General features: G+C 62.5%; 12 protein-coding genes. 6 read left to right on the top strand and 6 right to left on the bottom strand.

The window, feature by feature from the left end; translation table 11 throughout:
• Positions 1-173 precede the first annotated feature (173 nt).
• Positions 174-2,720, top strand: coding sequence for an HWE histidine kinase domain-containing protein (locus tag B2Y33_RS18460; protein ID WP_206405531.1), 2,547 nt, complete (start codon positions 174-176; stop codon positions 2,718-2,720).
• 128 nt (positions 2,721-2,848) lie between these two features.
• On the opposite strand, the gene B2Y33_RS18455 is transcribed toward B2Y33_RS18460, so the two are convergent.
• Positions 2,849-4,492, bottom strand: coding sequence for an acetolactate synthase large subunit (locus B2Y33_RS18455; RefSeq protein ID WP_027914964.1), 1,644 nt, complete (start codon positions 4,490-4,492; stop codon positions 2,849-2,851).
• A 168-nt stretch (positions 4,493-4,660) separates the two neighbouring features.
• Here B2Y33_RS18455 and B2Y33_RS18450 point away from each other — a divergent pair, with 168 nt between their 5' ends.
• From B2Y33_RS18450 to B2Y33_RS18430, 5 genes are all read left to right on the top strand, one after another.
• Positions 4,661-5,542, top strand: a complete 882-nt coding sequence (locus B2Y33_RS18450) for a LysR family transcriptional regulator (protein ID WP_027914963.1) — start codon at positions 4,661-4,663, stop codon at positions 5,540-5,542.
• A gap of 155 nt (positions 5,543-5,697) precedes the next feature.
• Positions 5,698-6,882, top strand: coding sequence for an MFS transporter (locus B2Y33_RS18445; protein ID WP_027914962.1), 1,185 nt, complete (start codon positions 5,698-5,700; stop codon positions 6,880-6,882).
• Between the two features lie 160 nt (positions 6,883-7,042).
• Positions 7,043-7,894 carry a LysR family transcriptional regulator gene (locus B2Y33_RS18440; RefSeq protein ID WP_206405530.1) on the top strand — a complete coding sequence of 284 codons (852 nt, stop codon included), beginning with the start codon at positions 7,043-7,045 and terminating at the stop codon, positions 7,892-7,894.
• A gap of 94 nt (positions 7,895-7,988) precedes the next feature.
• On the top strand, positions 7,989-8,984 hold the full coding sequence (locus tag B2Y33_RS18435) for an aldo/keto reductase (RefSeq protein WP_206405529.1): 996 nt from the start codon (positions 7,989-7,991) through the stop codon (positions 8,982-8,984).
• A gap of 122 nt (positions 8,985-9,106) precedes the next feature.
• Entirely contained in the window at positions 9,107-10,057 is a 951-nt protein-coding gene (locus B2Y33_RS18430; protein WP_027914959.1) for an endonuclease, read from the top strand.
• 24 nt (positions 10,058-10,081) lie between these two features.
• On the opposite strand, the gene B2Y33_RS18425 is transcribed toward B2Y33_RS18430, so the two are convergent.
• From B2Y33_RS18425 to B2Y33_RS18405, 5 genes are all read right to left on the bottom strand, one after another.
• The gene (locus tag B2Y33_RS18425) at positions 10,082-11,044 is read right to left on the bottom strand and encodes a 2-hydroxyacid dehydrogenase (protein ID WP_104926239.1); all 963 of its coding nucleotides are present in this window, start codon (positions 11,042-11,044) and stop codon (positions 10,082-10,084) included.
• Positions 11,041-12,345 (bottom strand): MFS transporter, encoded by a 1,305-nt coding sequence (locus B2Y33_RS18420; RefSeq protein ID WP_028687445.1) that lies wholly within the window; start codon positions 12,343-12,345, stop codon positions 11,041-11,043. Before B2Y33_RS18420 ends, B2Y33_RS18425 begins: the two co-directional genes overlap by 4 nt.
• A 43-nt stretch (positions 12,346-12,388) precedes the next feature.
• Positions 12,389-13,354 carry a sugar kinase gene (locus B2Y33_RS18415; protein ID WP_027914957.1) on the bottom strand — a complete coding sequence of 322 codons (966 nt, stop codon included), beginning with the start codon at positions 13,352-13,354 and terminating at the stop codon, positions 12,389-12,391.
• Entirely contained in the window at positions 13,347-14,135 is a 789-nt protein-coding gene (locus tag B2Y33_RS18410; protein WP_027914956.1) for a sugar phosphate isomerase/epimerase family protein, read from the bottom strand. Before B2Y33_RS18410 ends, B2Y33_RS18415 begins: the two co-directional genes overlap by 8 nt.
• Positions 14,136-14,209: 74 nt before the next feature.
• A complete protein-coding gene (locus B2Y33_RS18405) occupies positions 14,210-15,229 on the bottom strand; it encodes a LacI family DNA-binding transcriptional regulator (protein ID WP_104926241.1) in 1,020 nt (339 codons plus the stop codon).
• Positions 15,230-15,381 lie beyond the last annotated feature (152 nt).

The raw sequence follows: 15,381 nt of genomic DNA, 5'->3' as shown, positions 1-15,381 counted from the left end.
CGCATGAAACCACCGAGGCCAGTCACACACAAGCGCTGGCACCGCGTGCAGACGACTGACACCCACAAAACTGCTATCCGGGGCACTCACTGGCTATGCCGTACGCGGGTGTGCTGATAGGCTGACGGCGGCAGCCGCGCAGGCAGCCTTTACATCATCTACAGGCATGGCTAATGACCCTCGACCCACAGGTAAACCTGAGTAATTGCGACCGCGAACCCATTCAGATTCCCGGCAGCATCCAGCCCCATGGCTGCTTGCTGGCCTGCGACGCCACCGCAACCGTGGTCCTGCGTCACTCGGTCAATGCGCCGAAATTACTGGGGGTCACGCTGCCGCTCAATGGCAGTAAACTCGATGACGTGATTGGCGTGGAACTCGCCCATACCTTGCGCAATGCCCTGGCCCGTATCCGCGAAGGATCGCGCCCGGCGTTGAGCTTTGCAGTCGCCCTGCCCGATGGCCGGCGTGTAGATGTGGCGGCGCACCGCTTCAAGGGCAGCACTCTCCTGGAGTTCGAGCCTGCGGGCCAAAACGTTGCAGAACCCATCGAGCTTGCGCGCACTTTGATCGCGCAGCTGCGCGAAATCGACCAGACCGACCGCCTGTTCCGCGATGCCGCGCGTTTTGTGCGTGCAGTACTGGGCTACGATCGGGTAATGATCTACCAACTGGGAAGCGATGGCGCCGGCAAAGTGATTGCCGAGGCCAAGCGCAGCACGCTCGAGAGCTTCCTGGGGCAGTATTTTCCCGCATCGGACATCCCGCAGCAGGCACGCGCCTTGTACCTGCGCAACCCGATCAGGGTCATCCCTGACGTGCAGTTCGAGGCGGTGGCCCTGGAGCCTGTGCTGGACCCTTCGGGCGAGCCGTTGGACCTGTCCTATGCCCACCTGCGCAGCGTGTCTCCCATCCACTGCGAATACCTGCAGAACATGGGCGTTGGCGCCACCATGTCCATCTCGATCATCGTCAATGGCGCGCTGTGGGGGTTGATCGCCTGCCATCACTACTCACCACGCAACCTGACCATGGGGCGACGCGTGGCGGCCGAGATGTTTGGCGAGTTCTTCGCCCTGCACATCGAAACAGTGCGCAGCCGGCAACAACTCGAAGCGGCCGTGCAGGTGCACGACACGCTCGACCTGATGCTGCGCGATGCCAACCATGCCGCCGACATGCACAGCTTCTTCGAAGACCGGCTGCCAAGGCTGATGTCGCTGATTCCGTGCGATGGCATCGGCATCTCCCTGCAAGGGCGTTGGTCGAGTGCCGGTACCGTTCCGCCTAGAGCTTGCGTGCCTGAACTGCTGCGCTTCGCCGAAAGCGTGGCCGAAGCCAGGACGTGGGCATCGAACAGCCTTTCACTGGCCCATCCGGCGGCCCAGGCCTACTTCAGCGACGTGTCGGGCGTGCTGCTCATCCCCATTTCGCAGCGCCCGCAAGACTACATCATGTTCTTTCGCAAGGAGGTGGTGCAGACCCTCGACTGGGCGGGCGACCCCAACAAGACCTATACCAGTGGCGCGATGGGCGACCGGCTGACGCCGCGCACGAGTTTTTCCATCTGGAAACAGACTGTGCACCAGCAGTCTGCGCCATGGACGGAGCAGGATCGACAGTTCGGGGACGCCATTCGTACGGCCATCGTCGAGGTGTTGCTGCACAACAGCGAACTGCTGGCCAGCGAACGCTCCAAGGCCGAGGTGCGCCAGCGGGTGCTCAACGAAGAGCTCAACCACAGGGTCAAGAATATCCTGTCGCTGATTGGCGCACTGGTTGCCCATCCCACGGCCGAGGGCCAGACGCTCAAGGGTTACGTGAACACCTTGCAAGGCCGCATCCAGGCCCTGTCGCTGGCCCACGACCAGGTCGTGCGGGGTGATGGCGGTGGGCGCCTGGCGATGTTGCTCGATGCCGAATTGTCGCCTTACCGCATGGCTATTGCCGACATCGTCATGCAAGGACCCAACGTGATTCTCGATGCCAGGGCCTATTCGGTGATGGCTCTGGTGCTGCACGAGCTGGCGACCAACGCGGCCAAGTACGGTGCGCTGTCGAGTCCAGGGGGGCGGCTGTCTGTGAGCTGGGCGATCGATGCTGTAGGCGCCTGCGCCATCATCTGGCAGGAAAGCGGCGGCCCGCAGGTGCAGGTACCCCGGCGCCGCGGCTTCGGCTCGGTACTCATCGAGCGCAGCATCCCGTTCGATCTGGGCGGTACCAGTAGCGTGGAGTACTACCCTGATGGGGTGCAGGGCTTGTTCACGCTGCCAGCCAGGCACCTGGCGGTTGCCGAGTCCGAGCCTGCGCCTGCTGCTGCCGCGCCCATGATCGATTCCTCTGACCCATTCGCCGCACGACCTGGCCTGAGCGTGATGATCCTGGAGGATCAGTTGGTCATTGCCATCGGCCTCGAGCAAATTCTCAACGACGCCCACATCGAGCATGTCATCACGGCCAGTTCCGAGCAGGAAGCTTTGCAGGTTTTGGAGCAGCACTCACCCGACGCCGCCATTCTCGATGTGAACCTGGGGCGCGGTACGTCCATTGCCGTGGCCGAGGCATTGATGCGTCGGCGCATCCCTTTCCTGTTCGCAACCGGTTATGGCGATGGCATCAGTATTCCCGCGCACCTGAAGCACATTCCGGTCACACGCAAACCTTATGACATGAGTACCATCGTGATGAGCCTTCGTGGCCTGCTCGAACCGCAGGACTGAAGACGCTCAAGACGGCGGCCATTGCGGCCGCCGTACACAGCCTGAGATCACATCCACGCATCCTGCTGCAGCTGGTCAATGCAGCAGGATGATCGACTCGGCGATCAGACGCAGCGTGTGGGCACGCTTCAGATCGCCAGCGCCCGCTCGCGCAGCTCGCTGTTGAGAATGCGGTCGTTCTCGCTGTAGTCGACCGGGCAGTCGATCACATGAACGCCTGGGGTGGTGATGCAGTGCTCCAGCAAGGGCAGCAGGCCCTCGGCGCTTTCGACACGGTGGCCGGTGGCGCCGTAGGCTTCGGCGTACTTGACGAAGTCCGGGTTGCCATAGTCCAGGCCGAAGTCGGTGAAGCCCATGTTGGCCTGCTTCCAGCGGATCATGCCGTAGCCGTCGTCACGCAGAATGACCACGGTGATGTGCATCCCTAAGCGCACTGCGGTTTCCAGTTCCTGGCTGTTCATCATGAAGCCGCCGTCGCCGCATACCGAGATCACCGGGCGGTCCGGGTAGACCAGATGCGAGGCCATGGCCGATGGCAAGCCGGCACCCATGGTCGCCAGGGCGTTGTCCAGCAGCACCGTGTTGGGCTTGTGAGCCTTGTAGTTACGAGCGAACCAGATCTTGTAGATGCCATTGTCCAGGGCCACGATGCCCTCGGAAGGCAGTACGCGGCGGATGTCGGCCACCAGGCGTTGTGGGTAGACCGGGAAGCGGTCGTCGTCGCCGCCTTCGGCGATCTGCGCCTCGTTGGCTTCACGAATCGCCATCAGGCGGGTGAAGTCCCAGTGCGCGGTGTCGGTCAGTTGCTCGCTGATCTGCCACACGGCGTTGGCGATGTCACCGATCACTTCGACCTGAGGGAAGTACACGGCATCGACTTCGGCGGAGCGGAAGCTGATGTGGATGACTTCGGTGCCGCCACGGACCATGAAGAACGGTGGCTTCTCGATCACGTCGTGACCGATGTTGATGATCAGGTCGGCCGCCTCGATCGCACGGTGCACGAAATCGCCGGACGACAACGCCGCGTTGCCCAGGAAGCGTGGGTGACGCTCATCGACCACGCCCTTACCCATCTGGGTGGTGATGAACGGGATGCCGGTCTTGTCGATCAGCTGCTTGAGCACCTTGGCGGTCATCTTGCGGTTGGCGCCGGCACCGATCACCAGAATCGGGCTGCGCGCTTTATGCAATTTTTCCACGGCTGCGTCGATGGCCACGTGCTCGGCCAGCGGGCGACGGTGCAGGCTGCGCGGGATAGGCAGGGCATCGGTCTGCTCGGCGGCGATGTCTTCAGGCAGTTCCAGGTGCACAGCACCCGGCTTTTCTTCCTCGGCCAGGCGGAAGGCTTCGCGCATGCGGGCCGGGATGTTGTCGGCCGAGGCGAACTGGTGGGTGTACTTGGTGATGGGGTCCATCATGCCGCACACGTCGATGATCTGGAAACGGCCCTGCTTGGACTTCTTGATCGGCTTCTGCCCGGTGATCATCATCATCGGCATGCCGCCGAGATACGCATAGGCGCTGGCGGTGACCAGGTTGGTGGCGCCGGGGCCCAGGGTGGACAGGCTGACGCCGGTCTTGCCGGTCAGCCGACCGTAGGTGGCGGCCATGAAGCCTGCAGACTGTTCATGGCGGGTCAGTACCAGCTTGATCTTCGACTTGCGCAGGGATTCGAGCAGGTCGAGGTTTTCTTCACCGGGAATGCCGAACACATACTCGACACCTTCGTTTTCCAGGCATTGCACAACGACATCGGCGGCCTTGGCCATTTAATGTACTACCTCAAGATCCAGGGAGGATGCAGCCGGCTGGCTGCGTGACTGAGATGTTGCAGGATGTCTCAGTGCCGCGCATCGTAGGCCTTGGCGTTAATAATAGTAAATATATTGTTATGATGCTGAGCATCACAAAACGTTATCAATTCCGGAATACCTCAAATGAATCTCAAGGCGCTGCGTTGTTGCGTTGAAATCGTCCGCCAGGGCAGCTTCACCAAGGCCGCTCAGCACCTGCACATCGCCCAGCCGGCGCTGAGCATGGCTGTGACGCGTCTTGAAGAAGAACTGGGCGTCAGTCTGTTCAACCGCACCACACGCAAGGTGGTGCTGACGGTAGAAGGCGAGCAGTTTCTGCCCCGCATCGCATCAGCGTTGCGGGAGATGGACGTGGCCCGCCAGGCGTTGCGCGACATGGCCGACCTCAAGCGTGGCGAAGTGAGGCTGGGGATCCCGCCCATGTTCGGCCTGCACTATGTGCCCGGGCTGATGAACGCCTTTCGCCGGCTTTATCCCGGCATCGCCATGACGGTTTTCGAGGGCAGCGCCGAAGACATTGGCCAACGCCTTGAACAACGGGAAATCGACTTGGCGCTGCTCGAGTCTCGCCGCGTGCCCTCGGACAAGGAGTCGATCCTGTTGGGTAGCGATGAGATGCTGGCCTGCATGCACCCGGATCACCCCTACGCCAGCAAGGCAAGTCTGACCGCCGAAGATCTGCGCAACACTGACATGGTGGTGTTCGACCGCACATTCGTACAGCGTCAGCTGCTTGACGCCTTCTTTGCCGAACACGGCATCACTTACCAAGTGGCATTGCAGAGCAATTTCGTCTCGTTGGTGGTCCAGGCCGCCCTGGACAACATGGGCGTGGCCACATTGCTGCGCTCAGTGCAATTGAGAACACCAGGGATCGTTGGCGTGCCGTTCGAGCCTGCCCAGCAGATGAGTTTTCGGCTGTGCTGGCGCTCGGGTGAGTACTTGTCGCTGGCCAGCCAGCGCTTCATCGATTTTGCCGGACAGAGTCAATATCTGGATCGCTAGCGGCCTGGAGTACATCTGTACTCCAGGCCGCTCGACGCTGTCTGCGCCCACATAGCTTCGTTAATTGGGTCGGCTAGTGAGTCAGCGCGCCTCGACGCACCGTTCGCGTCTCCATTATCATCACTTGAACGTTTCAGCATGTTTCAAGGAGCCAGATGTCTGTTCTAGAACCCTCCCCACTGCCCGGTAAAAGTACCGTCGTAAAGATGGAAGCCGCCATGGCATTGGGCAGCTTCGCCATTGGTACCGGCGAGTTCGCCATCATGGGTCTGATGCCGGATATCGCCAGCAACCTCAACTTGAGCGAACCGCAGGTCGGTCACGCCATCAGCGCTTATGCGCTAGGGGTGATGGTGGGCGCACCCACCTTGGCCATTCTGGGCGCCAAGGTTCTGCGCAAGCACATGCTGCTGATGCTGATGGCCCTGTACGCCCTGGGCAACCTGGCCACTGCCTTCGCACCGTCGTTTGGCGGTCTGATCGCGTTTCGCTTCATCAGCGGCCTGCCCCACGGCGCGTACTTCGGCATCGCCGCAGTCGTAGCCTCCAGCATGGTGCCCAACAACCAGCGCGCGGGCGCCGTGGCCCGGGTCATGATGGGGCTTACCCTGGCCATGTTGCTGGGCAACCCGATCGCCACCTTTCTGGGCCAGTACTTCGGCTGGCGTTCGGCGTTCGTGTTGGTCGGCCTGATCGCCGTTTGCACCATCGCGATGGTGTGGCGCTTTGTGCCCCAGCGTCATGATGAGGTGCGCAGTGACCCGCGCAAGGAACTCAAGGCCTTCACCCTGCCCCAGGTATGGATGGCGCTGGGCATTGCGTCCATCGGCTTTGCCGGCATGTTCTGCGTGTTCAGCTACCTGGCCCCGACCATGCTCGAGGTGACCCGCGTGGCGCCCCAGTGGATCCCGTTCGGCCTGGCAGCCTTCGGCCTGGGCGGCATCGTCGGCAACATCGTGGGCGGCAAATTATTCGACCGCTTGCAGTTCCGCGCCGTGGGGCTGGTGCTGGCGTGGTCAGTGTTGGTCCTGCTGTTCTTCACCTTTGCCGCGGCGAACCTGTGGAGCCTGCTATTGGGCATTGGCCTGGTGGGCACCATGATCGCCCTGGCAGCGCCTTTGCAAATCCGCCTGATGGACATCGCGCACGAAGCCCCAAGCCTTGCAGCGGCCTCGAACCATGCCGCCTTCAACCTGGCCAACGCCCTGGGCCCATGGCTGGGTGGCATGGCTATCACGGCGGGGTTGGGCTGGACCAGTACAGGCTACATCGGCGCCGCCATGGCGCTGCTGGGCCTGGGACTCTATGCGGTGGCGCGGCGCATGAAAGGCGGCGCTTGAGACAGAGGAGAGCACCGCGCTGATGGTGTGCCTGGCGGTGGCGTGGCCGGCGCACCAGTACAGCCCGTTGCCAGAAGCGGGCCTTGCCAAACGGCCGGCACGGGCTAGTACCCTAAACCCCACCTAACCCCTCTCAGACCCACCACTGCCGAGCCTGCTCATGTTCGATTGGGAAGGCCTACGCCATTTCTCGACTTTCTGCGCCACCGGGTCGCTATCTGCCGCCGCCAGGCTTCTGTCAGTCGACCACGCCACCGTCGCTCGGCGGATCGCCTCCCTCGAAGCTTCGCTGAATCTGAAGCTGGTCGACCGCCGCGCACGGGCCTATGTACTCACCGACGAAGGCGAACGCGTAGGTGAGTTGGCCGGCCAGATGGCCGCGTCGTCCTTCGCCCTCGAACACTTCGCCAGCGCCGGTCAACAGACGGTAGAAGGTGAAGTGATCCTTTCGGCGCCGCCCGCCCTGCTGGGCAGCATCATCGCCAGGCGCCTGGGGGACCTCTACCAGCAATACCCCCAACTGCGGCTGCGGTTGGTCGGCAGCAAGTCCCGGGCATCCTTGGCCAGGCGCGAGGCCGACATCAGCGTCGTCTTGTCACGGCCCACCGAGCCCACCCTGGTGGTCAGTCTGCTCGGTCACCTGGATTACCGTTTGTATGCCAGTGCCGATTACCAAGCCAGCGGTTCGGCACGGCGATACATCGGTTATGACGCCTCCCAGGCCCATTCGCCGCAGCAGCAGTGGCTCAACCGCCAGGCGGGCGCGCAACCCTTTGCCCTGCTGAGCAACGACCTGCGCATTCAGGCCCAGGCCTGTGCCGGGGGGATCGGCATCGCTTGCCTGCCCGCCTTCATGGCCCATGAGCAAGGGTTGATCGTGGTGGGGCTGCCTGAGCAGACCATGAGCATCGAGATCTGGCTGGCGGTGCACGAAGACGTGCGCGCCACGCCGCGCATAAAGGCAGTGACCGATTTCCTGCACCAGCAGGTCAAGCCCCTGTTGCGCTTGTGAATTCCTGCATGTCCCACTTGCAGCAACAGGGAATGTGCCTGCATGGCCAACAAGGGTACGCTGCACCTATTCAAAGGCTGTCGAGGACACACTGATGCAATACGTGAAACTGGGTACCACCGGGTTGGACATTTCCAGGTTGTGCCTGGGCTGCATGACCTTCGGCGAGCCGGATGCCGGCACGCACCCCTGGACACTGGGCGAAGGAGCGAGCAGACCTATCATTCGCCACGCCGTTGAGCAAGGCATCAACTTTTTCGACACGGCCAACAGCTATTCAGCGGGCACTTCCGAGGTGATCCTCGGCAAACTGCTCAAGGAGTTCACCCGGCGTGACGAGACGGTGATCGCCACCAAGGTCTTCTACCCAGCCAACATGTGGCAAGGCGCCAGCCGTCCCAACGAGCAAGGGCTGTCGCGCAAGGCGATCATGACCAGTATCGACGCCAGCCTCTCGCGTTTGGGCACCGACTACGTCGACCTTTACCAGATCCATCGCTGGGACTACACCACGCCCATCGAAGAGACCATGGAAGCACTCAACGACGTGGTCAGGGCGGGCAAAGCGCGCTATATCGGCGCTTCGTCGATGTACGCCTGGCAATTTGCCAAGGCGCAACAGGTAGCCGCCAGCAACGGCTGGAGCCGTTTCGTGTCGATGCAGAACTTCCTGAACCTGCTGTACCGCGAGGAAGAGCGCGAAATGATTCCGCTGTGCCTGGATCAGGGCGTCGGGCTGATGCCCTGGAGCCCTATGGCACGGGGTCGCCTGACACGCCCCAATGGCCAGCAGACCGAGCGGACTCGCACTGATCTGTCCGGGCAGTCATTCTTCGAAAACAGCGAGGAACAAGACGGACGGGTCATCGACGTGGTCGAACAGATTGCGCAGGGACGCGGCGTGCCGATGGCGCAGGTGGCGCTTGCCTGGGTACTGGGTAAGCAAGGGGTCAGCTCGCCCATCGTAGGTGCGTCCAAGCCTGCGCACCTGGACGACGCGTTGGCCGCTATCGACCTGCACCTGACGGCTGAGGAAACCGCTCGGCTCGAAGCACCCTACGTGCCCCATGCAGTCACCGGTTTCAAGTAGCCTCAGCGTGCGATAAAACCCATTGGCCACCCCTTTTCCTACACGTGGTGGTCAATGTGTGCTGTCTGCTCTGGGTAGAAGTACTACAATGCACGCCCCTGTAATCTGTGTGCTGTTTACCCATGAAATCATTGCGTTACGCCCTTCATCTACTGCTGATTCTAAGTGGCTATACCTGGGCTAATCCGCCCTCCACCTTTGCTGAAGCCAAGGTCGTGGCAAAGCAGCAGGTCTACATGGACCAAGGCAAGAGCGCCATGGGCGAACTGTACTGCGGCTGCCAATGGACATGGGTAGGCAAGTCAGGCGGACGGATCGACGCGGCTTCGTGTGGGTACCAGACCCGAAAACAGCAAAACCGCGCCGAGCGCACCGAGTGGGAGCACATCGTGCCAGCCCATACCTTCGGTAACCAACGCCAGTGTTGGAAAAACGGCGGTCGGGAGCATTGCGTGGACAGCGACCCGGTGTTCCGCGCCATGGAGGCCGACCTCTTCAACCTCTACCCAGCCGTGGGTGAGGTGAACGGTGACCGCAGCAATTTCAACTACGGCATGGTCAGTGGCAACCAAGGCGAGTATGGCCAGTGCACGACCAAGGTGGATTTCGCCCAACGTGCGGCTGAGCCAAGGGATGAGGTCAAAGGCCTGGTCGCCCGTACCACGTTCTACATGTTCGATCGCTACCGCCTGAACATGTCGCGCCAACAGCAACAACTGCTGATGGCATGGGACCGCCAGCACCCCGTCTCAGCCTGGGAAAAAGAGCGCGACCGACGCATCTCCGCCATCATGGGCCACGCCAATCCGTTCGTCACGGGCGAACGCCAATGGACGCTGAACTACACACCCACGGGCGATGGCGTGCAGCCGTCATTGGCGGCGCCAGTCCGTACCTCCGCCGCTAGCCAAGCCCCGGTGGGCGCCGTGCTGGGCAACCGCAACAGCCACGTGTATCACTTGGCTGCCGGGTGCCCGGGCTATCACCAGGTCGCGCCCAAGAACCAGGTCGCGTTCGCGACCGAGGTAGAAGCCCAGGCGGCGGGCTACCGAAAAGCCGGCAACTGCCGTTGATCCACCACCCTCAGCGGCGGCTTATCAGCCATTGACCGCGTTGGCCGGGCGCCTACCCGCCAGCGCGGCGAGCAGGTTGTCCACGGCGCAACGCGCCATCGCTTGCCGAGTTTCTTCTGTGGCCGAACCTATGTGCGGGGTGGCCACTACGTTGTCCAGCCGGAGCAAAGGCGAGTCGGCCGCCAATGGCTCCTGAACGAATACATCCAGGCCCGCGCCGCGGATGCGCCGTGTTTCAAGGGCATCGATCAATGCCTGTTCGTCCACGACCCGCCCTCGGGAGATATTGATCAGGATGGCCTCAGGCTTCATCAGCGCCAGCTCCCCGCGCCCGATCAGCCCTTCGGTAGCTGCGCTCAACGGGACGGTGAGGCAGACGAAATCTGCCTGCGCCAATAGCTCGTCCAGAGCAAAGCGTCTGGCCCCGTAGCGGGCCTCGACGTCAGGCTTGGGTCGCTGGCTGTGGTAGATCACCTGCATGCCGAAACCAGCGGCCGCTCGCCGCGCCAGCGCCTCACCGATCCGTCCCATGCCGACGATGCCCAGCGTCTTGCCGTGCACGTCGCTGCCGAACTGCGCAGGACCAAGGCCCGATCGCCAGTGACCGTCGCGTACCCAGTTGGCCAGTTCCACCACCCGCCTGGCGGTGGCCAGGATCAGTGCGAAGCCGGTGTCGGCCGTGGTTTCGGTCAACACATCGGGGGTGTTGGTAAGCACGATACCGCGTCGATCAAGGTCGGCGATGTCATAGTTGTCCACGCCCACCGAGACACTGGAAATGACCTCGAGCTCGGGCGCCAGGTCAAGCAGGCTGGCATCCAGGCGCACACTGGCGCCCAGCACCCCGTGGGCGCCAGGCAGCGCATCACGCAAGCGCGCCATGCCATCGGGACGGGCCAGGTCGACGGTGGTGACCTCTGCCGCGGCCTGAAGGCGAGCGAGTAAGTCGGGGGACAACGCCTTGTACAGCACGATGCGTTTTTTCATGTCGGGTTCCTGGAAGGGATGGCCGGGCGCAGGCAAGGTGTCTTGGCACGCCCGGAGGTGGTTGAGTTGTTCAGCGCTGCGGTCAGGGCGACGGCGCACAGCAGCGCGCCGCACATGAACAGGTACGAGGCCGCAGGGCTACCCGTGGCACCGTTGAGATAGCCCACCAGCCACGAACCACCGAACGAGCCCAGCGCACCCATGCTGTTGATCAAGGCCATGGCGCCACCGGCCACGTTGGCCGGCAGAATCTCGGGCACGATCGCGAAAAACGGGCCGTAGGGGGCATACATGCAGGCCCCGGCGACCACCAGCAGTGCATACGACAGCCAGAAGTGCTCGGTCCCCAAAGCGTAGGAGCCGTAGAACGCGAGCGCTGCCACCAGCAGCGGTGGCCACACGAAGCGCTTGCGCCGTTGCATCCGATCGGAGGCCCAGGAGACGCCCACCATCGCGATCACTGCTGCCAGGTAGGGTACCGAGGCCAGCCACCCGGCCTCGACGATGTCGACGTTGGCTGCCTGCTTGAGGATCGAGGGCAGCCACAGCACAAAACCGTACACGCCAATGCTCCAGCAGAAATACTGCAGTGACAGAATGATCACCTGCGGCGAGCGGAACGCCTCTCGGTAGTTCTTGACCGGCTTGATGCCCTGCTGCTCTGCCGCCAGCGCCTGTTGCAGATCATTCTTCTCCTGCTCGCTCAGCCATGAAACCTGCGCAGGCCGGTCATCGACCAGGCGCCACCAGCAAAACGCCCAGATGACCGCCGGCAAACCCTCGATGATGAACATCCAGCGCCAGTCGAAATGCTTGATCAGGTAGCCGGACACCACCGACATCCACAGGATGGTCACTGGATTGCCCAGCATCAGGAAGGTATTGGCGCGCGAACGTTCCGCCCGGGTGAACCAGTGGCACAGGTAGACCAGCATGGCCGGCATCACCGCCGCCTCTACAACACCCAGCAGAAAACGGATGCCAATCAGCATGTACACGTTGCTGACCATGCCGGTCAGCGTGGCCAGCCCACCCCACAGGATCAGGCAGACGAAAATGAGCTTCTTGACGCTGCGCTTTTGGGCGTAGATAGCCCCCGGTACCTGGAAGAAGAAGTAGCCCAGAAAGAACAGCGCACCCAGTAGCGAGGACAGCACAGGGGTGATGTGCAGGTCTTCGGCCATGCCCGATGCGGCTGCGAAGCCGTAGTTGGCACGGTCCAGATAGGCAAGGCTGTAGGTGACGAACACGATGGGGATGATGTACCACCAGCGGCGTGGCGCCAGGCTTGTACGTTTCATGGTGAGTTTCTCCTGAGCTTGTTGTTTTTGTGCGACAGGTGATTCAGGCCGTGCGTATTTCAGGGTTTTGTGGGGATTCGTATGCCGTCAGGTCCTGCCGGTGCGGCAAGCCCTCCATATCACCGCGCGACTGCACCGCGCGGCTGCCGCACCAATTGCCGCGGGCAACGGCGTGCTCGACGGGCTGGCCTTCAAGCAAGGCGCTGAGCACACCGACGGCGAAGGCATCGCCAGCGCCCACGGTATCGACCACGCAGGGCGCAGGTACGGCCGCGACTTGGCCCTCCTCGTTGGCACTGCGGTAGTAGGCGCCCGCCTCGCCCAGCTTGATCACCACCAGGTCCACACCAAGGTCCAGGTAAAAGCCGGCGATCTCGGCAGGTGTCTGCCTGCCCGTGAGCAGGCGGCCCTCCTCCAGCCCCGGCAGCACCCAATTGGCCTGGGCAGCAATGGCGTTGATCTCGGTGATCATGCGCTGTTTGTCGGGCCATAGCGTCGGGCGCAGATTGGGGTCGAATGAAAGGGTGCGACCGGCTTTGCGCATCTGGCTGACCAACGCCTGGGCAAGCCCCCGACAGCCGTCCGACAGCGCCAGCGGAATGCCGGTTACGTGCAGGTGGCCCGCGCGCAACCAGGCCGGATCCAGCATCGAAGCGCTCATGTGGCTGGCTGCAGAGCCACGCCGGAAATACTCGACGACAGGGTCACTGCCGTCATCGCAACGCGCCTTCAGTTGAAAACCCGTCGGATGCGTTGGGTCAACCTGCACATCCGCGCAGTCGATCCCCTCTGCGCGCAAACTGTCGAGTACGAAGCGCCCCAGCGAGTCGTTGCCGACCCGGCTGATCCAGCGCACGCCAAAGCCAAGCCGCGACAAGCCGATGGCGACATTGCTGTCGGCGCCGGCAATGCGTTTGCCGAAACGCCCGACCTGTGCAAGATCCCCCACATCATCGGCCACGAACATGGCCATGGTCTCGCCGAAGCACAACACGTCATGATCAGGCATGGCTCAGCTCCCGTGCGCAGTGCCGCGCACCCAGTGCGGACAGTTGATGTACGTGGCTGCGCGTCACGGTCAGCAAGTCTTCGCCAAGCAGCGGGTATTCCACAGCACGCATGACCCCAGGTGTGAAATGGGCCAGGATCTGCTGCCAGTGCTCAAGATCGGGCGCCTGAGGTGCAGCGGCAGCCAGTCGCCCACCACCATGGCGAGTCACTGCTTTGCAGTGCACATACTCAACCCATCGCCCAAGAAGGCTGGCGGCTTCCAGCACCGGCTCGTCCAGCCACTGCCAGTTGCCGATGTCGAACGTCATGCCGACCCGCACGCCGCACGCGTGTGCCTGTTCGAAAAAGCCCACGAGCGGCGCGATCCGCCCACCGTGCTCAGTCTGGTCGTTCTCGACCAGCAACACGGGGCCGTCCTCGGGTAGCACCGCCCGCAATACCTGCATGTCGACGCCAGCTCGGTAATGCCCCAAAGACACCTTCACCGCTACAGCCCCAAGTGCCTTGGCGATGCGCAGCTTGGCACCCAGTTCGGGCGCGGGCGTACCCTCTGCGCACCAAAGCTCCAGCGGTGTGGAATAGAGGCACTGCAGCCCTGCACCGGCGATGAATGCACCCAAGGCAGTCGGGTCGGGCTGGCATGAGAACAATTCCTCACGTAACTCAACGCGGCTTGCCCCGGCGCTTGCCAGCAGATCGATGAACTGCTCCTGGCCGCGTTGTCGGACGAAGTCTGCGCCGTAGCTGGACAGGCTGATGGAAACAGGATTTGCATGCATTGTTATTGTCCTATGAAACCGGTTTCATTTTTGAACGTCAGGCATTGCGGATAGGCCGCTAGCCGCCGTTATGTTCAGCGTAGGGGGGTGGAACCTCGTATGATCAGCGACGCTTTGAAATCGATGCGCCGGGCGGCGCCTTGTTCACCATGCAGGCGACTGAGCAAGTGCTCGAACGCTGCCATGCCGATGCGTTCGGTGGGCTGCGCCAGGGCCGTGATGCCGTTGCCTACCAAGGGGTACCAGTCAAGGTCGTCCAAGGCGATCACCCCAACATTACCGAACAGCGCATGCCCGGCCTCGCGCAATGCGCTGGTGACCGCCAGCGTTGCAACGCCGTTGAGGGGGAAAAGTGCCTTGGGACGGGTGCCGTTGCTGCCCAGGAAACGGATGAGCGCTTGCGACAATGCCAAGCCGGTCTGCACGACCTCGCACTGCATGTCGGCGCGGCTTTGGACACAGGCGGTCAACGCCTGGACCCGCTCGGCTCGCGAGCTGGTACCATCCAGCGGCTCGGTGACGGCGAGAATGTCCCGGTAACCCCGGGCGTGCAGATGCTCGACACCCTGCTGCATCGCTTGAGCGTTGTCCAGGCCGACCAAGTCGGCGTTAATCTCAGGTAACTGCCGGTCGACCAGCACGATGGGCAGGTCACGCATGACGGTAAGCAACTCACCTGGGTGGTGGCCCAGGGTGTTCACGATCAGCCCTTCCACGTTGTAGGACTGCAACGCGCGCAGATGGTGGCGCTCTTGCTCGTCATCGCGATTGGTGTTGCACACTACAAGGCTGTAGCCATGCTGGCGACAAGCCGTCTCCACGCCGTGCATGACTGCGACCGAATAGGGATTGAGAATATCGGCGACCAGCATGCCGATCAGTCGTGTCTGCCCGCGCTTGAGCCCGCGCGCCATCTGGTTCGGCCGATAGCCAAGCTGCTCGATCACCTCGCCCAGGCGTTGGGCCGTGGCATCGGCCAGCAACTGGCGATCGCCTCCGATGTACCGGGAAACGGTGGCCTTGGAGACACCTGCGACACGGGCCACCTCGCTGATGGTGACACGGTCGCGCGCTGGCGCGGGTGCTGGGCTCATGATGGGACCTTGTGGTTGTTGTGATCATGATGAAACCGGTTTCACTAGAACAAAAAATGCCTATACGCGTCAATCCACCGTTGATCGGGAAAGCTGTTTACTGGCGGTTCAAACAGTATGAGGGCCCTGTGGGACCGGCCGCGATGGGCCGC

This window comes from Pseudomonas sp. UBA5666, assembly GCF_002420785.1.
Lineage (GTDB): Bacteria > Pseudomonadota > Gammaproteobacteria > Pseudomonadales > Pseudomonadaceae > Aquipseudomonas > Aquipseudomonas fulva.
Note: the sequence above shows the minus strand (reverse complement) of the source record. Positions and strands in the feature narration are given on the sequence as shown.

What these genes read in the sequence shown, in the direction of transcription:
- B2Y33_RS18460 (WP_206405531.1), top strand. Translation starts at nt 174, where the DNA reads ATGACCCTCGACCCACAGGTAAACCTGAGTAATTGCGACCGCGAACCC.
- B2Y33_RS18455 (WP_027914964.1), bottom strand. Translation starts at nt 4,492, where the DNA reads ATGGCCAAGGCCGCCGATGTCGTTGTGCAATGCCTGGAAAACGAAGGT.
- B2Y33_RS18450 (WP_027914963.1), top strand. Translation starts at nt 4,661, where the DNA reads ATGAATCTCAAGGCGCTGCGTTGTTGCGTTGAAATCGTCCGCCAGGGC.
- B2Y33_RS18445 (WP_027914962.1), top strand. Translation starts at nt 5,698, where the DNA reads ATGTCTGTTCTAGAACCCTCCCCACTGCCCGGTAAAAGTACCGTCGTA.
- B2Y33_RS18440 (WP_206405530.1), top strand. Translation starts at nt 7,043, where the DNA reads ATGTTCGATTGGGAAGGCCTACGCCATTTCTCGACTTTCTGCGCCACC.
- B2Y33_RS18435 (WP_206405529.1), top strand. Translation starts at nt 7,989, where the DNA reads ATGCAATACGTGAAACTGGGTACCACCGGGTTGGACATTTCCAGGTTG.
- B2Y33_RS18430 (WP_027914959.1), top strand. Translation starts at nt 9,107, where the DNA reads ATGAAATCATTGCGTTACGCCCTTCATCTACTGCTGATTCTAAGTGGC.
- B2Y33_RS18425 (WP_104926239.1), bottom strand. Translation starts at nt 11,044, where the DNA reads ATGAAAAAACGCATCGTGCTGTACAAGGCGTTGTCCCCCGACTTACTC.
- B2Y33_RS18420 (WP_028687445.1), bottom strand. Translation starts at nt 12,345, where the DNA reads ATGAAACGTACAAGCCTGGCGCCACGCCGCTGGTGGTACATCATCCCC.
- B2Y33_RS18415 (WP_027914957.1), bottom strand. Translation starts at nt 13,354, where the DNA reads ATGCCTGATCATGACGTGTTGTGCTTCGGCGAGACCATGGCCATGTTC.
- B2Y33_RS18410 (WP_027914956.1), bottom strand. Translation starts at nt 14,135, where the DNA reads ATGCATGCAAATCCTGTTTCCATCAGCCTGTCCAGCTACGGCGCAGAC.
- B2Y33_RS18405 (WP_104926241.1), bottom strand. Translation starts at nt 15,229, where the DNA reads ATGAGCCCAGCACCCGCGCCAGCGCGCGACCGTGTCACCATCAGCGAG.